General features: G+C 67.0%; 22 protein-coding genes. 7 read left to right on the forward strand and 15 right to left on the reverse strand.

All coding sequences use genetic code 11. The features are described 5' to 3' along the window. Nucleotides 1-2: 2 nt before the first annotated feature. From ACWH49_RS15650 to ACWH49_RS15685, 8 genes are all read right to left on the reverse strand, one after another. On the reverse strand, nt 3-263 hold the full coding sequence (locus ACWH49_RS15650) for a helix-turn-helix transcriptional regulator (protein ID WP_448172286.1): 261 nt from the start codon (nt 261-263) through the stop codon (nt 3-5). 169 nt (nt 264-432) lie between these two features. Beyond that, complete coding sequence (locus tag ACWH49_RS15655; RefSeq protein ID WP_448172287.1) at nt 433-1,188, reverse strand: hypothetical protein; 756 nt, start codon at nt 1,186-1,188, stop codon at nt 433-435. Nucleotides 1,189-1,295: 107 nt separating this feature from the next. Then, a complete protein-coding gene (locus ACWH49_RS15660) occupies nt 1,296-1,868 on the reverse strand; it encodes a hypothetical protein (protein WP_448172288.1) in 573 nt (190 codons plus the stop codon). 73 nt (nt 1,869-1,941) lie between these two features. Next, the gene (locus ACWH49_RS15665; RefSeq protein ID WP_448172289.1) at nt 1,942-2,397 is read right to left on the reverse strand and encodes a hypothetical protein; all 456 of its coding nucleotides are present in this window, start codon (nt 2,395-2,397) and stop codon (nt 1,942-1,944) included. Nucleotides 2,398-2,477: 80 nt separating this feature from the next. Further along, nucleotides 2,478-2,984 carry a hypothetical protein gene (locus ACWH49_RS15670; protein WP_448172290.1) on the reverse strand — a complete coding sequence of 169 codons (507 nt, stop codon included), beginning with the start codon at nt 2,982-2,984 and terminating at the stop codon, nt 2,478-2,480. Further along, entirely contained in the window at nt 2,981-4,288 is a 1,308-nt protein-coding gene (locus tag ACWH49_RS15675) for a tyrosine-type recombinase/integrase (RefSeq protein WP_448172291.1), read from the reverse strand. Before ACWH49_RS15675 ends, ACWH49_RS15670 begins: the two co-directional genes overlap by 4 nt. Before the next feature lie 193 nt (nt 4,289-4,481). Then, the gene (locus tag ACWH49_RS15680; RefSeq protein WP_448172292.1) at nt 4,482-6,740 is read right to left on the reverse strand and encodes a hypothetical protein; all 2,259 of its coding nucleotides are present in this window, start codon (nt 6,738-6,740) and stop codon (nt 4,482-4,484) included. Then, entirely contained in the window at nt 6,737-7,099 is a 363-nt protein-coding gene (locus ACWH49_RS15685) for a DciA family protein (protein ID WP_448172293.1), read from the reverse strand. The genes ACWH49_RS15680 and ACWH49_RS15685 overlap by 4 nt, the downstream gene beginning before the upstream one ends. On the opposite strand from ACWH49_RS15685, the gene ACWH49_RS15690 reads away from it, so the two are divergent. From ACWH49_RS15690 to ACWH49_RS15700, 3 genes are all read left to right on the forward strand, one after another. Then, nucleotides 7,083-8,045 (forward strand): M23 family metallopeptidase, encoded by a 963-nt coding sequence (locus ACWH49_RS15690; protein WP_448172294.1) that lies wholly within the window; start codon nt 7,083-7,085, stop codon nt 8,043-8,045. The genes ACWH49_RS15685 and ACWH49_RS15690 overlap by 17 nt on opposite strands. Nucleotides 8,046-8,242: 197 nt before the next feature. Next, entirely contained in the window at nt 8,243-10,987 is a 2,745-nt protein-coding gene (gene secA / locus ACWH49_RS15695) for a preprotein translocase subunit SecA (RefSeq protein WP_448172295.1), read from the forward strand. An 87-nt stretch (nt 10,988-11,074) separates the two neighbouring features. Continuing rightward, on the forward strand, nt 11,075-12,856 hold the full coding sequence (locus ACWH49_RS15700) for an ATP-binding protein (RefSeq protein WP_448172296.1): 1,782 nt from the start codon (nt 11,075-11,077) through the stop codon (nt 12,854-12,856). Between the two features lie 18 nt (nt 12,857-12,874). Here ACWH49_RS15700 and ACWH49_RS15705 read toward each other — a convergent pair whose 3' ends face one another. Beyond that, nucleotides 12,875-13,822 (reverse strand): crotonase/enoyl-CoA hydratase family protein, encoded by a 948-nt coding sequence (locus ACWH49_RS15705; protein WP_056461597.1) that lies wholly within the window; start codon nt 13,820-13,822, stop codon nt 12,875-12,877. Then, nucleotides 13,819-14,466, reverse strand: a complete 648-nt coding sequence (locus ACWH49_RS15710; RefSeq protein WP_448172297.1) for an iron-containing redox enzyme family protein — start codon at nt 14,464-14,466, stop codon at nt 13,819-13,821. The genes ACWH49_RS15705 and ACWH49_RS15710 overlap by 4 nt, the downstream gene beginning before the upstream one ends. A 186-nt stretch (nt 14,467-14,652) precedes the next feature. On the opposite strand from ACWH49_RS15710, the gene argJ reads away from it, so the two are divergent. From argJ to ACWH49_RS15730, 4 genes are all read left to right on the forward strand, one after another. Continuing rightward, nucleotides 14,653-15,882 (forward strand): bifunctional glutamate N-acetyltransferase/amino-acid acetyltransferase ArgJ, encoded by a 1,230-nt coding sequence (gene argJ, locus ACWH49_RS15715; protein WP_448172298.1) that lies wholly within the window; start codon nt 14,653-14,655, stop codon nt 15,880-15,882. 122 nt (nt 15,883-16,004) lie between these two features. Then, on the forward strand, nt 16,005-16,181 hold the full coding sequence (locus ACWH49_RS15720) for a hypothetical protein (RefSeq protein WP_448172299.1): 177 nt from the start codon (nt 16,005-16,007) through the stop codon (nt 16,179-16,181). Nucleotides 16,182-16,333: 152 nt separating this feature from the next. Next, entirely contained in the window at nt 16,334-17,686 is a 1,353-nt protein-coding gene (locus ACWH49_RS15725) for an MFS transporter (RefSeq protein ID WP_448172300.1), read from the forward strand. A gap of 14 nt (nt 17,687-17,700) precedes the next feature. After that, entirely contained in the window at nt 17,701-18,288 is a 588-nt protein-coding gene (locus ACWH49_RS15730; RefSeq protein ID WP_448172301.1) for a GNAT family N-acetyltransferase, read from the forward strand. Here the strand turns inward: ACWH49_RS15730 and ugpQ are convergent. The 5 genes from ugpQ to ugpB all read right to left on the reverse strand — a co-directional run bounded on the left by ugpQ (nt 18,285) and on the right by ugpB (nt 23,282). After that, the gene (gene ugpQ, locus ACWH49_RS15735; protein ID WP_448172302.1) at nt 18,285-19,037 is read right to left on the reverse strand and encodes a glycerophosphodiester phosphodiesterase; all 753 of its coding nucleotides are present in this window, start codon (nt 19,035-19,037) and stop codon (nt 18,285-18,287) included. The genes ACWH49_RS15730 and ugpQ overlap by 4 nt on opposite strands. A gap of 5 nt (nt 19,038-19,042) precedes the next feature. Next, nucleotides 19,043-20,110: a sn-glycerol-3-phosphate import ATP-binding protein UgpC gene (locus ACWH49_RS15740; RefSeq protein ID WP_448172303.1), complete on the reverse strand. Its 1,068-nt coding sequence runs from the start codon at nt 20,108-20,110 to the stop codon at nt 19,043-19,045. 22 nt (nt 20,111-20,132) lie between these two features. Next, a complete protein-coding gene (gene ugpE, locus ACWH49_RS15745) occupies nt 20,133-20,984 on the reverse strand; it encodes a sn-glycerol-3-phosphate ABC transporter permease UgpE (RefSeq protein WP_448172304.1) in 852 nt (283 codons plus the stop codon). Between the two features lies 1 nt (nt 20,985). Further along, nucleotides 20,986-21,870 (reverse strand): sn-glycerol-3-phosphate ABC transporter permease UgpA, encoded by an 885-nt coding sequence (gene ugpA / locus ACWH49_RS15750; protein WP_448172305.1) that lies wholly within the window; start codon nt 21,868-21,870, stop codon nt 20,986-20,988. A gap of 86 nt (nt 21,871-21,956) precedes the next feature. Continuing rightward, on the reverse strand, nt 21,957-23,282 hold the full coding sequence (gene ugpB, locus ACWH49_RS15755) for a sn-glycerol-3-phosphate ABC transporter substrate-binding protein UgpB (protein ID WP_448172306.1): 1,326 nt from the start codon (nt 23,280-23,282) through the stop codon (nt 21,957-21,959). Nucleotides 23,283-23,419 lie beyond the last annotated feature (137 nt).

The following is a 23,419-nucleotide window of genomic DNA, read 5'->3' on the forward strand; positions in this document are numbered from 1 at the left end:
AGTCAGAACCCCGCCTTACGCGCATCTTCGAGACTGCACACGAGCGACCGAATTTCGGCGTCGGTCTTGCCTGCGATGCGTGCGGCGTTCAAGGCCTCCACTTCGCCGGCCGGCCACCCGACAGCTCGCGGGCCGAGCTTGACCGGTCGGGTCCATAGTCTCTGGGCCACATTGGCGTAAAGGGTGCTCCTGCTCTGGCCCGATGCGCCAGTGACCGCAGGGGGTCGGAGAATATCGAGAGGGGATCTGAGATGCCGTTCCATACGTCGCCTTCCTTGGTTGGACGCCCTCGGACAGCCGAGGACATGGAACGGATTTCAGCGGACGACGCCTAAACAGACTAGGAGGTCGAGTTCAGAAAAGTCGACCCCTAATGAACTTGCCGAACTCGGCAAACCTAATGCCGGCGCGGGTTTGAGGGGTGGGTGCCGGTCAGCCTGGCGTCCTCGGCACTCCACCATCAGGCTTCCAATTGGCCACCTTGGCGCACTCTTCGATCCCGGCGTTGTTCACTTCACCGTTAGGATGGTTTAGATCGGCATAGGCACTCCGGTTTTTGCGTAGCCAGTCCAAGAGCGCCTTCTTTGGTGACTGTCCCTTCGGTTCGCCGACGGCGATCCAGGCGTGCACGGCCGCAGCGAGCCTCGAGGAGTACCGCGGGCTACAAGGGTCAAGATACTCAGGAACGGATGTGTCCGTTGGAAAGAAGAACGAGGGTTTCATGCCGCGCTCGTTGAGCCAACGTCGCACTTCTTGCACGCCGACAATGGTGCTGCCCCAGTGTGGCTCCAACAACGTAATGATTTCTGCGCTGTTCGGTTGCAGTTTGCGAGCTCGGTAGCGCGGGTCCAAGCCGTGGTCGCGCTCCACAACGCGAATGGACTTGGGGAGCCGCTCGTCGTCGCCTTCAACCTCGCCGAGCAGTCGTTGCCAGGCGTCTCGCATGACGATCACCTCCAAGCGGCCAGTTAGTACCGCCCGCTTTAGTGCTTGCAGTGCTGCCGCGTACTCTCTAGGCGTTGTCGTAGTTGGTCCGGCGATCGGTCCGTCCAGCACCTCTCGAAACGACACGTCGTTGGTGTTTCGTGGGTTGACGATCATGGACCCTGGGTCAACTCCGACTATCAGGGCAGCGGCCTCCGGAATGGTCAAGTCATCCGCAAGACGCCAGTAGTCGAGTCCCTTCATCGCATAGCCCTTCTGCGTCCTTGGGAGAGGTGCCGCGCCAGCCGGGCAAGGGAACCCGGTTGTCACCCTCGGGGATCAGCCGAGAGCTAGGCGCGGCGAAAAGTGCGCTAGCTGTCCGATATCGAGCGCATCAGCTTCTGGAACCCCTGGTCCGCCTGCGCATCACTAGCCGGCGTCGACGGGGCTTTGTCCGGCAGGATCTCGCCGGACAGAATGTCGTGCCACATCGACGAACTCAGGCGGCCGATCGTCAGACTTTTGTGGAACTCGTCGCCGAACACCACCGGTGTGTTCGTGATGTAGTCAAAGTGCGGCCGCGCGGCTGCGAGTTTCTCGAGCGGCACGTCTCGGCGCGAGTAGAAGTCGGCAGCAAATGTCAGCTCGCGAAGTCTCGCGCTCATCGCGTGCGCCAGCGCCTGCAATGCCGGGTGGGCGCACTTGTACGGCCCCTTGTAGCCCCACTGAATCTCTAGGTCGTAGCCAAGCTCGGTGCGCATCAAGAACGCCGGTACGTCGCCCCCGAACCAACAACTGTCTCCCGGGTTCAGGCGAAAAGCTGTCGCCTTTTTGGTGGTCGGAAACAGATCGTTCGGTATCCCGGCCAGTACGAATTGAGCACGACTCCCGGAGTAGTACGTAGATATTCCGCCCTTTCCGCTGCTCTGCTCGGTCATGAGCATCAACAACTCCTTGCGACCAGCGTGAACAGGCACCGGCAGTTCCTGCGATGCGCGACGGGTAGGTCCAGTGGCTTTACGCATGACGCACCCCCTGGCTCTGCTCGCAGGACAGGAGCAGACGAACTGGGCAGTTCGCCTTCGCATTCGGCACCGCGCGCCGGGACTCGACAACATAAGCACCGGGAACGCGATGGCGAATCTTCGCGAGACTCTTCTTCGCATGGCGCCGCGATGTGATCGGCCGTGCGAGAGGATAGTTGACCAGTCGTGAGCCGGCCGGGACCGGCGTTCCATTGACGAGCGTCCCAGGCTCAAGTTCGATGTCAGTACACAGGAAATAGGCGTGAAACCGCAGGCGCGTGAATGTGGGGCCGGGGCCGATATTCCGGTTAGACGGGCGTGCCTTCCGCTGGTTGTAGTGGGCCAAGCGCGCGGCCTGCGCCGCAGAAACGCGCGCGGCGTCCTTGTTCATCCAGGTCGTATCGATTCGGATTGGCTTCGGGGTATGCCCTAAAGTCTGGGTAGCCATGGTGCACGTTCCTTTCATGGGGGTGCGTTGTGGTCAGAGGCCTCGTCGTGCGCTACCACTTCGGGGCCTCGCTATTTGCCTCAGGACTGCTGAGGCGCCAGTTCAACAAGATTCACGAGTTCCGACGCGCTGACGTGGCCGTCTGCCTGCAGCGCGTCCGCAACGCGCTCAATGGCCGGCCAATGCCCTTTCAAAAACTCGCGCGTGTCCGCTTCTGCGCGAAGCCAAGCTGCGTTTTGATCCGAGGCGAAAGCCTGAGCGACAAGCATCTCAAGAGACTGCTGCGCCTCTTGGGCGTCGTCTTTGGCGTTGGTGAGAAAGACGGTAGCGGCCGCCCTTTTGCTGACGCGAGCTTCCGCGTAGCCTCCGGCAAAGAGCACCAGCAAATACGCCCATCCCGCGTGTTGACCAGACCATCTGCACTTCCATGGTTCACCGGTACCGCGCACAAATCCGCCGCCGTCGGTGGTGACGGTGGCCGACCCAATCTCCGCGCCGACGTAGACCCGCGCGACTGCGTGTGCAGCCTCGTGAATTGCTTGTGCCCGGCTGAATCGGCTTGCAGATTTCGGCAGAGAGCGAGTCATGCGCGGCCCTTCATGATGGGAATGACCTGCGCACTGCCGCGGCGCAGGGCCGCGATGTGTGCGCCGGCTTTATCCCAGGCGTCGATCATCTCGGACGTGTAGTCGTGACCGTCATACACGCGCCGCATCGTCTCCTTCTCGATGTGCCCGAGGCAGAGCTCGGCGACGTGAGGGGCCACCCCGATGCGGGACAGCATGGTGCGGAAGGTGCGGCGCAAATCATGAGGGCTCAGCTTCTTGCCGCCGTCTTCCTCGGTGCGCTTGGCGATCCTCGACAGAGCCCGGGCTATCGCCATCTTCTCCATGGCGCCGGCCGTCTTCTTCTCGTTGGCGTTGGAGCCCGGAAAGACGAATGGGCTCGAGCCCTTGATGACCTTGGCGCGCTCCAAAACGGCTAGCGCCTGCTGCGACAGGTGCACCCGGTGCTCGCGCCCGGACTTGAAGCGCTCCTTCGGGATCGTCCAAAGCGACCGCTTCTCGCTGATTTCGTCCCACGTCAGGAGGCGGACCTCGGTCGGCCTGGCGCCAGTCAGAAGCTGGAAGTCAATCGCCAGCTTGGTCGCCTCCCACAGCTTGGAGTCCTCCACCGCGCGCAGCAGGGTCAGTACCTCGGCGTCGCTCGCCGCATTCACCGGGGCAGGGCGGTAGGGGCGGGGATTCTCTATGCCCCGCATGGGATCGGCGCCCTCGATGTACCCGCGCTTGATCGCGAAGTTCGTCAGGCCCTTGAGTGTTCGGAACACATGAGCGGCAGCACCCGGCGCAGAGCGCTTCCGGGGCGCATCGATGCAGGCTTGAACTCCCTCGCGACTCAGCTTGGCGATCTTCCCGTCGCCGATGCGGTCGCGGATGTCCGCGTTGAAGTTCTCTACCAGCACTTGAATGGTGCGCTCGCGCACTGGCTCGCCACCTTTGCGAGGGCTGCCCATGCGCTTGTCGTCGAGCCATTCGGCAAAGACTTCAGCAACCGTCGGCTCCGCTCGAGCGGCTTTGCGGGCGAACCGGGCGGCGGTTACGGGGTGGTCGGCCTCGCCTTTCTTGGCTGACTCGTGGGCTACCCGGTGTGTCAGCAATTCGGCATGGGCTTTAGCGAGCCCCACTGCTGGAAACGAACCGAGGGACAGCCAACGCCGCACCCCGTCGACCTGGGCTCGGAACTGCCATTGCTTGGCAATTTCGCCTGTCGAGCGAGCGCGGAGGTACAGGTACAGGCCAGGCTCGACGAGCACCCGCTGTTCAGCCTTGCCCTCCGGAAGCTTTAGCGCCTTTACTTTTTCTTCTGTCCAACGTGTCGCGCGAACCATGTGAGCCCCGTCCGGATACCACTTCGGATACCACTATAGCCGGACATTAGCGGGCGGTCAAAGACATTATTGGACACTGTAGCCCGGTGAGTGAGGGTCTTGCAAACGCTGCTGGATCGTTCTGGATACCATGCGGACCGCCTTGTAAGCGGAAGGTCGTCAGTTCGATCCCGACAGCCGGCACCATGCGCCCTCAGCGCAACACCACGTACATCGTCCCGACCGGAAAGCGGAACTCCACCTGCGCCTCATTGCGTTTGAGCGCCACGGCGGCGACCGGCATGCCGTTCATGTCGAGCGCGGTGGCGCGGGTCAGCGCCGGGTTGCGGATCGTCACGTCGAGCTGCGCGTTCTCGACCCGCCACGGCGCCGTGCCGAACGATTTCACCTCCCAGCCGGCGACGGCCGCAGCGCCCTTGAGCGCGATCTGCACCGGCACCTGAGCCCACCCGGTCGGCCGGCTCTGCGTCGCGTACTGCACCAGGACCTGCTGCGATCGTGCCAGCGGCAACCCGTCGAGAGTGACCGCCAGCGCGGCGCCGAAGGCATTCGTCGACGCGAAGCGCACGTCGCTCAGCTGGTGCACCGGCGCGCCCGCGAAGTGGGCGGCGACACCTTGCACCATCGGTGCGTCGACGGTGCACACCCCGCGCGCCGCGTCCATCACGATCTGCCCTGAGGACGCCCGGATGATGCCCGCCGCAGCGCGCCCCGCCAGCCCGGTGGTCGAGGTGGCGGCGCGATCGGTACCGAACGCGACCGTGACCGGGCCGGCGAGGAACGTCGTGGGCGGGACCGCGCCGGCGTACCCGCCTGACGTCGTGCGGGTCGCATCGCGGTTCGGATCGAAGGCGTTGGCCTCGACGACGGCCGGCACCTGGCGCTTCCACAGGTCGTCGAGCGGCCGGCCCTCGGCGACGACCGGCGCGGCGCGCTTCAGGTAGCCGTTGCGGTACGCCAGCGCGGCAGCCGGGAAGCTGCCGAGCACATCGGGCTCGGCGAACGACCATTTCTGCAGCGACGGCAGGTAGCCGTTGGCCGATCGCGGCGGGGCGAAGCCTTCCTCGCCGGTGCTGAACCAGTAGTAGCCGCCGATGCCGGTCAGCGACGCATACGCCGCGATCAGGAACGGCCCTTCTGCGCCGTAGCCGTTCGGCGCGACCCAGCCGCCTTCGGTCACGAGCATCGATCGCCCTTGCGTCTGGCGCAGGTTGATCGGCAACGCGGCCGGATCGCGCAACACGCTCTCGCGCGTGAACCGGTCGCCGTTCAGGACCGCCCAGCCGTTGGACGGACCTTCGTGCAGGCCGCCGGTGTAGACGTTGGTGGCGTCGACATCGCCGGCGGTGTACGACCAGCGTTCGGCGTCGCCCAGCCGCGCGTTGCTCGCCGTGCGCCAGTTGCCGGCGTTGATCAGCGGCCGCACGCCGAGTTCGCGCTTCAGGTAGTCGACGGTGCGCGCGTTGAACGCCTGCATCGTGCGGGCGTAGAACTCGGTCTGGTCGGCCAGCCGCGCGGCGCGTCCGCCGCGGGGCGGCGCCTGCGTGAGCTGCCACATCGGCAGCAGCGCGAGGCGGTTCGCTTCCGGCGCGTCGCCCGGTGCGCGCTCGCCCGCCCAGGCCGCGAGCGCCTTCTCGGGCGAGCCGTGGCGCCCGGCCGCGAACTGTGCGAAGCGCGTCTCCAGTGCCTGGCGTTGCGCGCCCTGGATCGAGTCGACGGTCCAGAACAGCAGGCTGTCCTCGTTCTGCAGCTGGATCAGCGCGACGCTCGGGTCCTGCGCCAGCGCCACGCCGGTGTACGGATTCTTTTCGGTCAGCAGCTTCTTCAGCCAGGTGCGGTAGGCCGTCTGCAAGGTCTCGTCGAAGAACAGCAGGCCCCACGCGGCCTGCCCGGCGCCGCCGGCGATGTCCCAGGTCTTCGCGAACTTCATCCGCGCGGCCCAATAGGGGGAGATCGTCGCGTAGATCCCCTCGCGGCGCATCGCGGCGACGGTGCGCCAGATGCTGTCGCGCTCGGCCTCGTCGATGTCCGTGATCGCGGCAGTCGGGTGCGCGGCGAGGTCGGGGCTGATCTGCCGGTGCAGGCGCACCATGTTGACGCCGCGCTTGGCGAGAAAGCGCGCATGGCGCGACAGGTCCGGCGCGGTCTTCGGCCCGAGAGGCCTGGCGACGAACGGGCCGTGGCCGGTGTCGGTGTTGACGGCCCAGAAGCGGATCGGTTGCCCGTCGCCGCGCACGAAGCTGCCGTCCGGTCCCACCCGCACGAAGCCGGTCGCGCCGGCCAACGGTTCGTTCAGGCGGCGCAAGTCGAGCAGCGCGGCGGGATCGAAGGTGTCTGCCGGGGGGTCGAACTCCCAGGTGCCCGCGTCCTGCGCCCGCAGCGTCGGCGTCGCCGACAGGCCGAGCGCCAGCGCCGCGGCGATCAGCGCGTGGCGCCGGCACCGGCCGGTCATGTCGATTGAACCTTCACCCGGATTGCGCTAACCTCCCACCCCCGCTCGCGCAGCAGGTCTTCGAGGCGCGGTTGCAACTGCCGCAGCTTCGCGGCCACCGCCGCATTGGCGGCCAGCAGCGACCAGCCGTTCTCGTCGACCGGGCCCGGCCGGACGTGCGCGGCGAGCGCGGACGGCATGCCGGCGCGGATCGCCTCGAATCGGGCGTTGGAGTCGCGCATCAGCAGTTGCAGGCGGGCGAGCGGCGCGCTTTGGGCCAGTGCCTGCTCGATGCGCAGCGCATCGGGTGTGACCGGCGGCGGTCGCGAGGAATGCTTGGGGTTCACCCGAGGGAGTGTAGCGATGCAGATTCTGATCACCCATGGCAGCCTGGCCCGCACGCGCGTGCTGCGCTTCAACCGCTGGCAACTCGGCGCCGCGCTGCTCGGTCTGGTCGTCGGCCTGACGCTGTTGTCCGGCACGGTCTACAACTTGGTCTTCCTGAAGGCCGCGCGCGAAGGCTGGCCGGTCGTCAGCCAGTTGGTGCGGTTCGTGGTGCGCGACGAATTCGCGCAGCGCGACCGCTTCATGCGCGAGAACCTCGACGCGATGGCGCAGAAGGTCGGCGAGGTCCAGGCCAAGCTGATCCGGCTCGAGGCCATGGGTGACCGCGTCTCGACCGCTGTCGGCGTCAAGCCGGAGGAACTCAAGTCGGTTCCGCGCGCCGGTGGGCAGGGTGGTCCGTTCGTGCCGCTGGCCGCCGGCGTGGCGCCATCGCTCGAGCAACTCGGCGACGCGCTCGACGCCGTCAGCATCGAGGCCGACCAGCGTACCGATGTCTTCACGCTGCTGGAATCCCGTCTGCTGGAATCGCGGCTGACCGCGCTGATGATCCCCAACAGCCGCCCGGTCGACGGCCTCGTCGGCTCCGGGTTCGGATTCCGTGCCGACCCGTTCACCGGCCGCGCGGCGCTGCACACCGGGCTCGACTTCCCGAGCGACATCGGCACGCCAGTGCGTGCCGCGGCCGGCGGCGTCGTGCTATCGAGCGAGCAGCATCCCGAGTACGGCCAGCTGGTCGAGCTCGACCACGGCAATGGCCTGGTGACCCGGTACGCCCACAACTCGCGGGTGCTGGTGCGCGCTGGCGACCTGGTCAAGCGCGGGCAGGTAATCTCCGAGGTCGGCACGTCGGGACGCTCCACCGGGCCGCACCTGCACTTCGAGGTGCTGGTCGATGGCGTGCCGCAGAATCCCGCCAGGTTCCTCGCCGGCGGCGACGCGCCGCTCGCGGCCGCCGCCAAGTCCTCCCGCCCGCGGCGCTGATCGGCCCCCGGTCGGCCGCGGGCTGAATGTTAAAATTCACAGCTTTGGCTGCTCCGCCGCGCCGGCGAAACCTTGTTTGGCGCCCGGTCGACCGCACCTAGCCTGAACTTTCAGCGGATCTCCGCAGCGGAGCGGCGCCACGCGTTCCGCGGCCCGCGCCAGCGGCCTCGCTGCCCCGTTCCCAACCCAGACGCCGCATGTTGCCCAAGCTCCTCACCTCGATTTTCGGTAGCCGCAATGACCGCCTGCTGAAGCAGTACCGGCAGGTCGTGGCCCAGGTCAACGCACTGGAGTCGCAGTTCGAGGCACTCGACGATGCCGCCCTCGTCGCCAAGACCGACGAATTCCGGCAGCGCTTCAAGGCCGGCGAGTCGCTCGACAAGATGCTGCCCGAGGCATTCGCCGTGGTGCGCGAAGGCGGCAAGCGGGTGCTCAAGATGCGCCACTTCGACGTGCAGTTGATCGGCGGCATGACGCTGCACAACGGCAAGATCGCCGAAATGCGCACCGGCGAGGGCAAGACGCTGATGGCGACACTGCCGGTCTATCTGAACGCCATCACCGGCCAGGGCGTCCATGTCGTCACCGTCAACGACTACCTCGCGCGCCGCGATGCCGAGTGGATGGGGCGCCTGTATACCTTCCTCGGCCTGACCGTCGGCGTGAACACGCCGCAGATGAGCCGCGAGGAGAAGCAGGCCGCCTACGCGGCCGACGTGACCTACGGCACCAACAACGAATTCGGCTTCGACTATCTGCGCGACAACATGGTGCAGGACGTGGCCGACCGTGTCGCGCGCGGGCTGTCGTACGCGATCGTCGACGAGGTCGACTCGATCCTGATCGACGAGGCCCGCACGCCGCTGATCATCAGCGGTCAGGCCGAAGACCACACCGAGATGTACGTGCGCATCAACGCCGTCGTCCCGCAACTCAAGAAGCAGATCGGCGAGCTCGACTTGCGCACCGGCGAGGGCGTGATCGAACCGGGCGACTTCACGGTCGACGAGAAGAGCCACCAGGTGTTCCTGACCGAGGACGGCCACGAGAACGCCGAGCGCATCCTCGGCGAGGCTGGCCTGCTGGCCGAGGGCGCGAGCCTGTACGACCCGGCCAACATCACGCTGATGCACCACGTGTACGCGGCGTTGCGGGCCAAGCACCTCTACAACCGTGACCAGCACTACGTGGTGCAGGACGGCGAGGTCGTGATCGTCGACGAGTTCACCGGCCGCCTGATGACCGGCCGGCGCTGGTCCGACGGCCTGCACCAGGCCGTCGAGGCCAAGGAAGGCGTGCAGATCCAGAGCGAGAACCAGACGCTCGCATCGATCACGTTCCAGAACTACTTCCGCATGTACGGCAAGCTGTCGGGCATGACCGGGACGGCCGATACCGAGGCCTACGAATTCCAGGAGATCTACGGCCTCGAGACCGTGGTGATCCCGCCGAACAAGCCGACGATCCGCAAGGACGAACTCGACCTGGTCTACAAGACCAGCCGCGAGAAGTTCGAGGCCGTGATCAAGGACATCCGCGACTGCCACGAACGCGGCCAGCCGGTGCTGGTGGGCACCACGTCGATCGAGAACTCGGAGCTGATTTCGGGGCTGCTGCTGCAGGCCAAGCTGCCGCACAACGTGCTCAACGCCAAGCAGCATCAGCGCGAGGCCGAGATCGTCGCGCAAGCCGGACGTCCGGGCGTGATCACGATCGCGACCAACATGGCCGGCCGCGGCACCGACATCGTGCTCGGCGGCAATGTCGAGAACCAGATCAAGGCCTTCGACGCCGACGAGACCGCCACCGAGGCCGACAAGGCGGCCTACGCGAGCAAGCTGCACGCGGAGTGGCAGGGCCTGCACGACAGCGTCAAGGCCCAGGGCGGCCTGCGGATCATCGCGACCGAGCGCCACGAGTCGCGCCGGATCGACAACCAGCTGCGCGGCCGCTCCGGCCGCCAGGGCGACCCGGGTTCCTCGCGCTTCTACCTGTCGCTCGACGACTCGCTGATGCGCATCTTCGCCGGCGACCGCGTGCGCGCGATCATGGAGCGGCTGAAGATGCCCGATGGCGAGGCGATCGAGGCGGGCATCGTCACGCGCAGCATCGAAAGCGCGCAGCGCAAGGTCGAGGCGCGCAACTTCGACGTGCGCAAGCAGCTGCTCGAGTACGACGACGTCAGCAACGACCAGCGCAAAGTGATCTACCAGCAGCGCAACGACATCCTCGAGGCGCAGAGTCTGGCCGCGCAGATCGCGAGCCTGCGCGAGAGCACGATGACCGATGTGGTGCGCACCTTCGTGCCGGCCGACAGCGTCGAGGAACAGTGGGACCTGGCCGGCCTGGAGAAGGTGCTGGCCGACGAGTGGCACGTCGTGTTGCCGCTCAAGGCCGAGGTCGAGAAGAGCGCGTCCATCACCGACGAGGAGATCGTCGAGAAGGTCGTCGCCGCCGCGAATGCCGCGTTCGACGAGAAGGTCGAGCGGGTCGGCCTCGAGCAGTTCACGCCCTTCATGCGCATGATCCTGCTGCAGTCGATCGACTCCCACTGGCGCGAGCACCTGGCTGCGCTGGATTATTTGCGGCAGGGCATCCACTTGCGCGGCTACGCGCAGAAGAACCCGAAGCAGGAATACAAGCGCGAGGCCTTCGAGCTGTTCTCCCAACTGCTCGACGTCGTCAAGATGGACGTGACCCGCGTGCTGATGACGGTGCGCATCCAGTCGCAGGAAGAGGTCGCGCAGGCTGCAGAGGCGATCGAGGAGCGGGCCGAGCGCATCAGCAACGTCACCTACACCCACCCGAACGAGGACGGCAGCGTCTCGCAGGAGGCCGATCCGGCGACGCTGGCCGACGAGGTGCCGAAGGTCGGCCGCAACGACCCGTGCCCGTGCGGCAGCGGCAAGAAGTACAAGCAGTGTCACGGCCGTCTGGCCTGACGGTCTGACCCAAGTGCCCGTGCGACGCAGGAGAAATCAGCGTCCGCGCGCGTCGTGTCGCACAGCGCAGGCTATGCTCGGCGCTGGATGAGCAACGACCCTGTCACCGATGTGGCCGTGCAACGCGAGTTGTTGCGGCTCTCCCTGCACAACTCGTCGCGCAGCGTCCCGTTGCAGCTCGTCGCGGTGGTCGTGCTGGCTGGTTTGGGGTACTACGCGGGCCTCTATGTGGCCGCCGGCGCGACCGCGTTGCTCGGCATGGCGGTCGGCGTGTGGCGCGTCATGATCACGCGCCGCTTCGATGTCGACACCCTGCCGGATTCCGATCTGCCTCGCGCCACGCGCCAGCTCGAGGGCAACTCGGCGCTGGCCGGACTGATGTGGGTCGTGAGCTCGTTCGGAATCTATGCGCACTTGTCCGGGACCTCGGCCACCGCCTATGTGGTGTTCGCCTGCGGCTCGATCTCGACAGCCGCGTTCTTCATGTCGCTGGTGGGCCGCTCATTTCTTTGGCTCGCGGTGCCCGAACTGGGCAGCGTGTTCCTGGCCACCCTGATCGCCGAGTCGGTGCGGTCGGTGCCGCTGGCGGTGCTGGTGGCGCTGTACGGCGTCACGATGGTTCGGGCGGCGAAGCAGTTCAGCGACACCACCGTGCGCGCCGTTCGCCACGCACTCGAGGCCGATGCGGCGAACGCGTCGCTGCAGCTGGCCAAGGAATCCGCCGAGAGCGCGAACCTCGCGAAGTCGCAGTTCCTGGCGACGATGAGCCACGAGATCCGCACGCCGATGAACGGGGTGATGGGCTCGCTCGAGCTGCTGCGGCGCTCGGTGCTCGACCCGGACCAGCGCCGCCTGGTGCGCACGGCGTCTCAGTCGAGCGCGTCGCTGATGAGCATCCTGAACGACGTGCTCGACCACTCGAAGATCGAGGCCGGCAAGCTCAGCCTCGTCGACGCGCCGGTGTCGCTGCATGCGATGGCGCTCTCGGTGATGACGCTGTTCCGCGGCAATGCCGATGCCAAGGGGCTGACGCTGAACCTGGACATCGAGCCCGATGTCGAGGATTGGGTGCTGACCGATGCGCAGCGGCTCAAGCAGGTGCTGCTCAATCTGGTCGGGAATGCGATCAAGTTCACCGAGCGCGGTGACGTGATGCTGCGCTTGTCGCCGTCCACCGTTCCGGCCCGCGACAGGCGCGTCGGCATCACGTTCGAGATCCGCGATACCGGCATCGGCATCCCGGCCGAGGCGCAGCCGGACCTGTTCCAACCATTCCATCAGGTCGACGGTTCGCGCAGTCGCCGGCGCGGTGGCACCGGGCTGGGGCTGGCGATCAGCCAGGCCATCGTCCAGGCGATGGGCGGATCGATCGAGGTCAAGAGCCGGCCGGGCTTCGGCTCGCGCTTCCGCTTCACGCTGAACCTGGAACGCGACCCCGAGACCGTGCACGCGCCGCCGGGCGAGTCGGCGCTCGGCGGCCTGGACGGCGAGTCGAGCCTGATGGGCGTGGTGCTGGTCGTCGAGGACAACGATGTGAACCGGATGATCGCGCGCGAGGTGCTGCAGTCGATCGGGGTCAGCGTCGTCGAGGCGACCGACGGCATCGAAGCGCTGGCGCAACTCGAACTGAACAATGTCGACGTGGTGCTGATGGACTGCCAGATGCCGGTGATGGACGGCTACCAGGCAGCGCGCGAGATCCGCAGCCGCGAGGCCAAGAGCGGGGCGCCCCGCGTCCCGATCCTGGCGCTCACCGCCGATGCATTCGAGGAAGACGCGATGCGCTCGCGCGAGGCGGGCATGGATGGCCATCTGGCCAAGCCCTATACGCGCGAGCAGCTGCTGGAGCTGCTGCGCAACTGGCTCTGAACGGCCGTGGACAGGCGCTCAGTTGAGCGCCGACCACTCGGTGATGCCGGTGCGCTCCTCGCCCCAGGCCGTATCCAGCTCCATGCGCTTGATCTCGTCGACGGCGCCTTCGCGGGTGATGTCTCCGGCCTTGCGCACCTGGGCGCGCGCCAGCCGCTCCATCAGGCGCAGGTCGCGGTCGCTCAGGTCCAGCGCCGAGGTCGTCCACTGGTCGACGATCGCCATCAGCATCTCGCGCGTGATCGGGGCCGCGAGGCGCCGGGCTTCCAGCGCCGCCAGCGTGCCGCGCAGCCGCGGGTGCACCTGGGCCAGCACCGCCTCGATCGCCGCCTCACCCTCACCGTCCTCGACGATGACGTCCACCAGGTGGCGCCGCATCAGCTGCTCGGCGGTGTAGAGGCGGCCCGACAGGATCATCTCGTTCGCGATCGAGAACCCCGCCTTGCGGATCACGAAGTTCCACGCGCCCATGCCCGGAAACAGGTTGAACAGCACCTCGGGGAAGCCGGCCTGAGCACTGCGCTCGAAGATGATCTTGTGGAACGGCATCACCGATTCGAGCCCGCCGCCCAAGGTGTCGCCCTGCACCAGCACCGTCGTGTGCACGCCCAGCTTGGAAGCGTTCTCGAGCCACCACACCATCTCCACGCAGCGCCGGCCGTACATGCGCAGGGAATCCACGTCGCGCGCCCGGATCAGCAGCACGAACAGCGACAGGTCGCCGCCGAAGTTGAAGACGCCGGTGACGTCGGACGTGAGGACCAGGTGCTTGACCAGGCCAGGGCTGGCTTCGATGTCGTCGAGCACCCGTTGCATCTCGGCGATGCCCGCCAGGCTGTAGCACTGGATCGGCTTGACGTAGGTGCGCACGCGCAGCGCCTGCCGGTCCGGGTTCCACTCCAGTCGCAGGTACTTGTACGGGCGCGTCATCAGCGCCGTCAGCTGCGCTTTCTCGTGTGGGGTCATATCGCCGCGAAGATCCCGGTGATCTGTTGGAAGTTGACGAGGGTGGACTCGATGATGGCCTCGCGCGCCGCCTCGTCGGTCAGCGTGTTGAGCACCTGGCGAAGTGCGATCATGTGCTCGGCGTCCATCGTGGCATGCGAGCTGATGAACGAGACGCCGCGGTCGCCTTCCAGCAGCAGGGAGTCGCGGATCGCCGACGAAAACGTGCCGCCATAGACCGAGGCGATGACCTCCAGCGCGTACATCATGCCGAGCACCGAGCACGGGTGGCGCCGATCGGCCGACCAGTAATTGAAGCCGGTGAGCGCGAGCACATGCACTGACGGGCAGTAACCGCGGGTGTCGTCCGGCTGGACGCCCACTGCTTCCAGGTCGTTCATCACCCACGCTTCGTGTCCGGACTCCTCGTGCATGTGCTCGTACAGGAAGTAGCGCACCTGGCGATGGGCATCGGTCACGCGGCTCGCGGCCGCCGCGCACACCGGGTTGAAGTGCCACACCACCTGGTACAGCTCCAGCAGCAGCTTGCGGTAGCGCTCGATCGACATGCCGTGCGCGACGGCGTCCAGCACGACCGGATGGGTCTCGAAATCTCGGCGCGCCTCGTCGGTGCGAAGCACCAGGTCAGCGAAGAAAGGCAGCATTCAATGGGTTCCCGACAACGTGATTCAGCATTCCGTGCGGCCGTCGAATTGTCGACGGACCGTCAACCTGATGCATGTTTCGGGCCGACTCTAATGCAGGTGCACGACCTTTGCCCATACGTAAGCCTTACAGGGTCGGGCGGCCGCATGCACAATCCCCCGCCATCCCCGCTCGAATCGACTGCCATGCCCGTCAATCTGCAAGCCCCCGATCCCCAATCCCTGTACGCCGTGCGCGGCGTCGAGCTCGGCATTGCGATGGCCGGCGTACGCAAGGCGAACCGGCGCGACTTGACGGTGGTGACGATCGCCCCCGGCTCGACCGTGGCGGGCGTGTTCACCCGCAACCGCTTTTGCGCGGCCCCGGTGCAGTTGTGCCGTACGCACCTGGCCAGCGGCTCCGCGCCGCGGGCGATCGTCATCAACACCGGCAACGCCAACGCCGGCACTGGCGAGGACGGGCTGGCCCGCGCGTTCGCCACCTGCAACGCACTGGCCGGCCACCTGAAGATCGCGCCCGAGCAGGTGCTGCCGTTCTCGACCGGCGTGATCATGGAAAGCCTGCCGGTCGACCGCATCGTCGCCGGCATGCCGGCGGCCATCGCCGACCTGCGCGCCGACCACTGGGCCGAGGCGGCGGAGGCGATCATGACCACCGACACCGTGCCGAAGGCCGCCTCCGCGCAACTGCTGATCGGCGGCCGTACCGTGACCATCACCGGCATCAGCAAGGGCGCCGGGATGATCCGGCCGAACATGGCGACGATGCTGGGCTTCGTCGCGACCGACGCGGTGATCGCGCCGGCGCTGGTGCAGGCGCTGGTCACCGACGCCGCGGACCAGTCCTTCAACCGCATCACGATCGACGGCGACACCTCGACCAACGACTCGTTCCTGCTGATCGCCACCGGCCAGGCCGGGCACGCCGAGATCACGCAGTTCGAGAGCGGCGACGGCCGGCGCCTGCGCGACGCCGTGGTGGCGGTCGCGCGCCGACTCGCCCAGGCGATCGTGCGCGACGGCGAGGGCGCCACCAAGTTCATCAGCGTGCAGATCGACGGCGGCAAGACCGAGACCGAGTGCCGCCAGGTTGCCTACGCGATCGCGCATTCGCCGCTGGTCAAGACGGCGTTCTTCGCCAGCGACCCGAACCTCGGCCGCATCCTCGCCGCGGTAGGCTATGCCGGCATCGACGACCTCGACCAGACGAAGATCGACCTGTTCCTGGACGACGTCGCGGTCGTCCAGAACGGTGGCCGGCTGGCGACCTACCGCGAGGAGGACGGCGCCCGGGTGATGAAGCAGAGCGAGATCACGGTGCGGATCGACCTGCACCGCGGCGCCGCATCCACCACGGTCTGGACCTGCGACCTCAGCTACGACTACGTCAAGATCAACGCTGATTACCGCAGCTGAGCGAGGCGTCCGCCGCCGCCTCATCGAAGCAGTGGATGCGGCGCAACGCCGACCGGCCCGGCCGGCTTGTCATCGCCCGCTGCCCGCTGCTACCATCTCGGCTCGATTTGACCCGCCCACCCATGAGCCCCGCCTTCCACTCCCACGCCCGCACCGCTTCACGCGGTGAGTCGTGCGTCGGCGCGGTCTGGCTCGACTCTGGCATCGCGCCCGGGCTCGTCGTCGTCGACTCGAAACGACCGGCCTCTCCGGCCGGCATCGCACGCGGGCTGCTGAAGCAGTTCGGCGCTGCGCATTAGTCCTCTCGGCATCCGCTTCTGACCAGGAGCTTCCGCTGAGAACTCGGCGGAAGAATCGGAAACACGCCCCTTCTTTTCGCTGCACCGGGTCCACCGACCCATCAGGGCATCTCACCCGATGCCGCGAGAAGAAGACGAAAGAGGTGAGGACCATGAGACAGGTCTTGTTGAATTCGATTCGCGGCTGGCGAGGCCGCTTGCGCCTGCCGGCCGACGATCTGCTGCGCGACGCGACCTACCGGCGCCTGTGGACGTCGATCCTGATCAGCTCGTTCGGCGGGCAGGTCACGATGCTGGCGCTGCCGCTGACGGCGGCCGTGCTGCTGCACGCGAGCCCGACCCAGATGGGGCTGCTGACCGCGATGGAGATCGCGCCGTTCGTGCTGTTCTCGCTGCCGACCGGCGTCTGGCTGGACCGGGTGCGCAAGCTGCCGGTCTACATCGCCGGCGAGACGCTGCTCGCGGTCGTCGTCGCCAGCGTGCCGTTCGCCTGGTGGATGGGCTGGCTCTCGATGGGGTGGATGTACGCCTGTGCGTTCCTGCTCGGCACGGTCTTCACGATCGCCGGAACGGCCGCGCAGATCGTGCTGACGCAGGTGGTCGCGCGCGAGCGGCTGGTCGAGGCGCACGCCAAGAATGCGCTCGCCGGTTCGGGGGCCGAAGTGGCCGGGCCGGGGCTGGCCGGCGCGTTGATCAAGCTGGTCGGCGCACCGCTGGCGCTCCTGGTCGACGCGGTGCTGCTGCTGGTCTCGGCCGCGATCCTGCGCGGCATCGTGGTGGTCGAGGACCTGCGGCCGCGCGCCGACGCCCATTTCATGCGCGACCTGCGTGCCGGCGTTCGCTTCGTGCTGCGGCACCGCTTGCTGGTCGCGCTCGCGCTCGCGGTGGGTGTCTGGCAGATGTGCCACAACGCCGCGGTCGTCGTGCAGATCCTTTTCGCCACGCGCACGCTCGGCTTGTCGGAGCAGGCGGTCGGGTTGAGCTACATGGGCATGGGCGTCGGCACGATCCTGGCGAGTGTCGTCGGCCGGCGCGTCAGTGCACGGGTCGGCCCCGGCCCCTGCCTGGTGCTCGGTGTCGCGATCTGCGGCGCGGGCTGGCTGCTGCTGGCGGTGGCACCGGTCGGGCCGTTCGGAGTCGCCGCGTTCGCGCTGATGCTGATGCTGTTCTCGACCGGCGCGGTGCTGGTGTTCATCAACTTCCTGGCGCTTCGCCAGGCGGTGACGCCGCCGCACTTGCTCGGGCGCATGACGAGCACGATGCGCTGGTTGATCCTGATCCCCGCGGGCCCCGGCGCGCTGCTCGGCGGCTGGCTCGGAGAACAGTTCGGGTTGCGCGCGGCGCTCGGCTTCGCGGGTGGTGGCGCCTTGCTGCTCGCGCTGCTGGCGTGGCGCGCGCCGGTGATCCGCCGGGTGCGGGCCCTGCCCAAGCCCGAAAGCGAGCACGACTGGCTGGGCGCCGAGGCCGATGTGCGGTCCGCGCGCCCTGCGATCGAACCCGTCTGACAGGAGGACGTGTGATGGATCCTTTGCTCGAACCGGTGCCGGAGCGCATCGAGACCGACCGACTGATCGTGCGGCTGCCGCGTGCCGACGATGCCGCGGCGCTGAACGCGGCGGTCTGCGAATCGCTTGACCATCTGCGCGTCTTCATGCCGTGGGCGCAGACCGCGCCGTCGCTCGTCCAGAGCGAAGCCGATTGCCGCCGCATACAGGGCAAGTTCCTGCTGCGCGAGGACCTGGCGCTGTTCATGTTCGAGCGGGATGCGGATGGCAGCGAGGGCGCCTTCGTCGGCGGCACCGGCTTGCACCGAATCGACTGGCGCGTTCGCCGCTTCGAGCTGGGCTACTGGTGCCGCTCCAGCCGGCAAGGGCACGGATATGTCACGGAGGCGGCGCGGGCACTCACGCGCTGTGCGTTCGACACACTGCAGGCGCGGCGCGTCGAAGTGCGCATGGACGACACGAACGTGCGCAGCTGGAAGGTGGCCGAACGCGCCGGATTCGCGCTGGAGGGCACGCTGCGAAGCGACGCGCTGAACCCGCTGGGCGAGCCGCGCGACACGCGCGTCTACGCGCTCACCGCCGCGGCGCGCGCATCGGCCTAGGTGCGCACGCCGCTCGGACCGGGCGAGAAGCGGTCGACCGTGTCGGTGATCAGGCCATCGATGCCGAGTGCGGCGAGGCGCTCGGCGTCGGCCGTTTCATTGACGGTGTAGACCAGCGCACGCAGATCGGCGGCGTGAAGCCGGGTGATCAACGCGGCGTCCATGATCTGGTGGTTCGTCACCGCGGCCACGCATTGCAATGTGTGGAGTTCGTCCAACCAGCCATCGCGCAGCGTATCGAGCAGGAGCGCGCGCGGCAGCGCGGGTGCGGCCTCGCGGGCCGCCTGCAGTGCGTCGGGGCGGAACGAGCTGAGCAGAGGGGGCAGCGTCTGGCCCGCCCACAAGCGCGCGGCCTCCGCGGCGACCACGCCGCCCGTTTCCACTTCGGCGCCCGGGGTGGGCTTGATCTCGATGTTCAGCGCAAAGCCGTTGCGGATGCAGTACGCGGCGATGGCCTCGAGCGTGGGAAGAGGCTCGCCAGCGTAGCCGCGACTGTGCCAGCCACCGGCGTCCAGGCGCGACAGCCCGCTCCAGTCGACGAGCGCCGCCGTGCCCGTGCCGGACGACGTGCGTTCGAGCGTCGCGTCGTGCAGCAGGAACGGCACGCCGTCCGCGCTCAGCTTCACGTCGCATTCGAACGCGCGATAGCCGAGCGCGGCGCCGAGGCGGAAGGCCGCGAGCGTGTTCTCCGGTGCGAGCTTGCCGGCGCCGCGGTGCGCGATCCAGAGCGGGTAGGGCCACGGCTGCATCGTGCTCACACCCGCTGGGTCGTCGCCGCGTCGAACCAGTGCAGGTGCTCGGGCGTGGTCGTCAGCGCCACCATGTCGCCGACCTTCGGCGGCACCAGCGTCGCATCGAGCCGCACCGTGAACAGCGAATCGCCGACATGGCCGTACACCAGGCGTTCGGCACCCAGCATCTCCAGCGCCTCGACCTTCAGCGGCCAGCCGGCCGAGCCGGTCTGGCTCAGCTCGGTGTGTTCGGGGCGCAGGCCGAGGATCAACTCGCCGCTGCGCGGCGCGGCGGCCGGCAGCGACAGTGTCTGGCCGCCCGCCGTGAATCGCGAGCCGTCGGCCTGGCCCTTCAGCAGGTTCATCGGTGGCGAGCCGATGAAGCTGGCGACGAAGGTCGATGCCGGATGGTGATAGACCTCGTCCGGCGTGCCGATCTGTTCCATGCGACCGGCGTTCATCACGATCATGCGCTGCGCCAGCGTCATCGCCTCGACCTGGTCGTGCGTGACGAACAGCGAGGTGACGCCCAGTTCGGCATGCAGCTTCTGGATCTCGAGGCGGGTTTGTGCGCGCAGCTTCGCGTCGAGGTTGGACAGCGGCTCGTCGAACAGGAACACCTGCGGCTGGCGCACGATTGCCCGGCCCATCGCGACCCGCTGGCGCTGGCCGCCGGACAGCTCGCGCGGCTTGCGTTGCAGGTAGGGGCCGAGCTCGAGGATCTTCGCGGCCTTGTCGACGCGGACCTTGATCTCGTCGAGCGGCACCTTCGCGATCTTCAGGCCGTAGGCCATGTTGTCGAACACGCTCATGTGCGGGTAGAGCGCGTAGTTCTGGAACACCATCGCGATGTCGCGCTCGCTCGGCTCGGTGTCGTTGACGACGCGCCCGCCGATCGCGATCTCGCCCTCGGTGATTTCCTCGAGGCCGGCGACCATGCGCAGCAGGGTCGACTTGCCGCAACCCGACGGACCGACGATGACGATGAACTCGTGGTCGGCGATCTCGGCGCTGACGCCGTGGATGACCGGGTTGGCCTTCGGGCCGGTGCCGTAGCGCTTGACGACGTTGCGAAGGGAGATGGATGCCATGTGCGTGTCTTCTGCTGGAGTTCTATTTTTCGGTGTCGACCAGGCCCTTGACGAACCAGCGCTGCATGAAGATCACGACGATCGCCGGCGGCAGCATCGCCATGATCGCGGTGGCCATCACGATGTTCCACTCGTTCCCGGAATCACCGCCGGCGATCATGCGCTTGATGCCGACGACGACCGGGTACATGTCTTCGCTGGTGGTCGCGAGCAGCGGCCACAGGTACTGGTTCCAGCCGTAGATGAACTGGATCACGAACAGGGCGGCGATCGAGGTCTTCGACAGCGGAAGAAGGATGTCCCAGAAGAAGCGCATCGGCCCCGCGCCGTCGATGCGCGCGGCCTCGACGAGTTCTTCCGGCACCGTCAGGAAGAACTGCCGGAACAGGAAGGTCGCGGTCGCCGAGGCGATCAGCGGGATCGTCAGGCCGGCGTAGCTGTTGAGCATGCCGAGGTCGGAAACGACCTTGTAGGTGGGCAGGATGCGCACTTCGACCGGCAGCATCAGCGTGACGAAGATCGCCCAGAAGAACAGCCCGCGCAGCGGGAAGCGGAAATACACCAGCGCGAACGCCGACAGCAGCGAGACCGCGATCTTGCCGAAGGTGATCACCAGCGCGGTGACCAGGCTGACCCACATCATCCGCCCGACCGGCGCATTCGAGCCCGCACCGCCGCCGTGGCCGGTGAGGGCGGCGCTGTAGTTCTCCCAGAAGTGCGTGCCGGGCAGCAGCGGCATCGGCGCCTGCACGATCTCCTGAGCCTCGTGGGTCGACGCGACGAACGCGAGGTAGAGCGGGAACGCGACGATCAGCATCCCCAGAATCATGATGGCGTGGGCGAGGATGCCCAGCGTGGCGCGGCGCTCGACCATCTCAGTAATTCACTTTCTTCTCGACGTAGCGGAACTGGAGCACCGTGAGCGACACGACGATCAACATCAGCACGACGGACTGTGCCGCCGAACTGCCGATGTCGCCGCCCTTCACGCCGTCCTGGTAGACCTTGTAGACCATGATCACGGTGTCGCGGCCCGGGCCGCCCTGGGTGGTGGCGTCGACGATCGCGAAGGTGTCGAAGAACGCGTAGACCATGTTGATCACGAGCAGGAAGAACGTGGTCGGCGTCAGCAGCGGGAACTGGATCGACCAGAAGCGCCGCCACGGCCGCGCCCCGTCGATCGCCGCCGCCTCGATCAGCGATTTCGGGATGGACTGCAGACCGGCCAGGAAAAACAGGAAGTTGTACGAGATCTGCTTCCACACGGCGGCGGCGACCACCAGCGTCATCGCGTGGGTGGAGTTCAGCAGGTGGTTCCAGTCGAAGCCGAAGAACTTGGCCAGGCCGTACGACACCACGCCGATCGACGGCGAGAACATGAAGACCCACAGCACGCCGGCCACCGCGGGGGCGACGGCATACGGCACGATCAGCATCGTCTTGTAGGCCAGCGCGCCCTTGATGATGCGGTCGGCGAAGATCGCCAGCACCAGCGAGATCGCGATGCCGAGCACGGCCACCAGCACCGAGAAGATCGCGGTGACCTTGAACGACTCGAGGTAAGCCGAGTCGCCGAACAGCTGCTTGAAGTTGGCGAGACCGGCCCATTCGGTCGACAGGCCGAAGCTGTCCTGCACCTGCATGGACTGCAGCACCGCCTGTGCTGCCGGCCAGAAGAAGAACACCGCGATGATGATCACCTGCGGGGTCAGCAGCACCCACGGCAACCAGGCGGATTGAAAGCGAACGCGCTTTTCCATGAGGCTCGGATTCTGTCAATGAAACGACCCCGCCGGAGAGGCCGGCGGGGTCGGATCGGTCGGAGGGCGACGGATCGCCCGGCAGCTCACTGGGCGGCGGTGGCCTTGCTGGCCTTCTCGAAACGTTCGAGCTGCTCGTTGCCGCGCTTCATCGCGTCTTCGAGCGCCTGCTTCGGCTCCTTCTTGCCCGACCAGATCGCTTCCGTCTCTTCGTCGAGGATGGTACGGATCTGCACGAAGTTGCCCAGGCGGATGCCGCGCGACTTGTCGGTGGTCTTGCGGATCATCTGCGTCACCGCCACGTCGGTGCCGGGCTTGTCCTTGTAGAACCCGGACTTCTCGGTCAGCTGGTAGGCGGCCATCGTGATCGGCAGGTAGCCGGTGCGCTTGTGGCTGGCCGATTGCACTTCGGGGTTGGAGAGGTACTTGAAGAACTCGGCCACGCCCTTGTACTCGGCCGGCTTCTTGCCCGCCATCACCCACAGGCTGGCGCCGCCGATCGCGGTGTTCTGCGGCGCGCCAGCCACGTCCGGATAGTACGGCAGCGGGGCCAAGCCGTAGGCGAACTTCGCGCCCTTGGCCACGTCGGCATACGAGCCGGACGAGCCGGTGAACATCGCGCACTCGCCCGACACGAACGACGGGACCGCGACGCTGGCGCGGCCCTTGTAGACGAACAGACCCTGCTTGGCCATGTTGGCCAGGTTCTCGAAGTGGCGCAGGTGCAGCGGCGAGTTGAACGCCAGCCGCGCGCTCGGGCCGCCGAAGCCGTTGTTCTGCGTCGCGAACAGCGTGTTGTGCCAGAGCGAGAAGCTTTCGAGGTGCACCCAGCTCATCCAGCTGGTGCTGTAGGGGCACTTGCTGCCGTTGGCCTTGAGCTTGGCGGCTGCGGCGACCACCTCGGGCCAGGTGCTCGGCGCCTTGTTCGGGTCGAGGCCGGCGGCCTTGAAGGCGTCCTTGTTGTAATAGAAGATCGTCGTCGAGCTGTTGAACGGGAACGAGAGCATCTCGCCGTTCGACGCGGTGTAGTAGCCCGCCACCGCCGGCACGTAGGCCTTCGGGTCGAACGCCACGCCGCTTTGCTTCATCACCTCGCCGACCGGCTTGATTGCGCCCTTGGACGCCATCATCGTCGCGGTACCGACCTCGAACACCTGCAGGATGTGCGGTGCGTTGCCGGCGCGGAAGGCGGCCATCGCGGCCGTCATCGCCTCGTCGTAGTTGCCCTTGAAGGTGGGCACGACCTTGTAGTCCTTCTGGCTGGCGTTGAACTCCTTGGCCAGGTCGTTGACCCATTCGTTCAGGCCGCCAGTCATCGAATGCCACCACTGGACCTCGACCTGGGCCTGGGCCGGGCCCGACAGGGCCAGCGCGAAGGCGCCGCAGGCGATTGCGAGAGATTTGAATTTCATGACAGCTCCGTGAAGGTTTGGGGATGGGCTCGTGGCCAACCCCGAAGTGTGCGTCCGCTTGATGACAGGCGCGTTTATCGCTGTGAAGCCCGGGTGTCGCAATTGGGATGAACCTCAGGTCCATCCGCAGCGGCGTA

The organism is Rhizobacter fulvus, from assembly GCF_964020785.1.

What these genes read in the sequence shown, in the direction of transcription:
- ACWH49_RS15725 (WP_448172300.1), top strand. Translation starts at nt 16,334, where the DNA reads ATGAGACAGGTCTTGTTGAATTCGATTCGCGGCTGGCGAGGCCGCTTG.
- ACWH49_RS15720 (WP_448172299.1), top strand. Translation starts at nt 16,005, where the DNA reads ATGAGCCCCGCCTTCCACTCCCACGCCCGCACCGCTTCACGCGGTGAG.
- ugpB (WP_448172306.1), bottom strand. Translation starts at nt 23,282, where the DNA reads ATGAAATTCAAATCTCTCGCAATCGCCTGCGGCGCCTTCGCGCTGGCC.
- ACWH49_RS15675 (WP_448172291.1), bottom strand. Translation starts at nt 4,288, where the DNA reads ATGGTTCGCGCGACACGTTGGACAGAAGAAAAAGTAAAGGCGCTAAAG.
- ACWH49_RS15665 (WP_448172289.1), bottom strand. Translation starts at nt 2,397, where the DNA reads ATGGCTACCCAGACTTTAGGGCATACCCCGAAGCCAATCCGAATCGAT.
- ACWH49_RS15690 (WP_448172294.1), top strand. Translation starts at nt 7,083, where the DNA reads ATGCAGATTCTGATCACCCATGGCAGCCTGGCCCGCACGCGCGTGCTG.
- ACWH49_RS15705 (WP_056461597.1), bottom strand. Translation starts at nt 13,822, where the DNA reads ATGACCCCACACGAGAAAGCGCAGCTGACGGCGCTGATGACGCGCCCG.
- ACWH49_RS15650 (WP_448172286.1), bottom strand. Translation starts at nt 263, where the DNA reads ATGGAACGGCATCTCAGATCCCCTCTCGATATTCTCCGACCCCCTGCG.
- ACWH49_RS15710 (WP_448172297.1), bottom strand. Translation starts at nt 14,466, where the DNA reads ATGCTGCCTTTCTTCGCTGACCTGGTGCTTCGCACCGACGAGGCGCGC.
- ACWH49_RS15700 (WP_448172296.1), top strand. Translation starts at nt 11,075, where the DNA reads ATGAGCAACGACCCTGTCACCGATGTGGCCGTGCAACGCGAGTTGTTG.
- ACWH49_RS15680 (WP_448172292.1), bottom strand. Translation starts at nt 6,740, where the DNA reads ATGACCGGCCGGTGCCGGCGCCACGCGCTGATCGCCGCGGCGCTGGCG.
- secA (WP_448172295.1), top strand. Translation starts at nt 8,243, where the DNA reads ATGTTGCCCAAGCTCCTCACCTCGATTTTCGGTAGCCGCAATGACCGC.
- ACWH49_RS15670 (WP_448172290.1), bottom strand. Translation starts at nt 2,984, where the DNA reads ATGACTCGCTCTCTGCCGAAATCTGCAAGCCGATTCAGCCGGGCACAA.
- ugpA (WP_448172305.1), bottom strand. Translation starts at nt 21,870, where the DNA reads ATGGAAAAGCGCGTTCGCTTTCAATCCGCCTGGTTGCCGTGGGTGCTG.
- ACWH49_RS15740 (WP_448172303.1), bottom strand. Translation starts at nt 20,110, where the DNA reads ATGGCATCCATCTCCCTTCGCAACGTCGTCAAGCGCTACGGCACCGGC.
- ACWH49_RS15655 (WP_448172287.1), bottom strand. Translation starts at nt 1,188, where the DNA reads ATGAAGGGACTCGACTACTGGCGTCTTGCGGATGACTTGACCATTCCG.
- ugpE (WP_448172304.1), bottom strand. Translation starts at nt 20,984, where the DNA reads ATGGTCGAGCGCCGCGCCACGCTGGGCATCCTCGCCCACGCCATCATG.
- ACWH49_RS15660 (WP_448172288.1), bottom strand. Translation starts at nt 1,868, where the DNA reads ATGCTCATGACCGAGCAGAGCAGCGGAAAGGGCGGAATATCTACGTAC.
- ACWH49_RS15730 (WP_448172301.1), top strand. Translation starts at nt 17,701, where the DNA reads ATGGATCCTTTGCTCGAACCGGTGCCGGAGCGCATCGAGACCGACCGA.
- ugpQ (WP_448172302.1), bottom strand. Translation starts at nt 19,037, where the DNA reads ATGCAGCCGTGGCCCTACCCGCTCTGGATCGCGCACCGCGGCGCCGGC.
- argJ (WP_448172298.1), top strand. Translation starts at nt 14,653, where the DNA reads ATGCCCGTCAATCTGCAAGCCCCCGATCCCCAATCCCTGTACGCCGTG.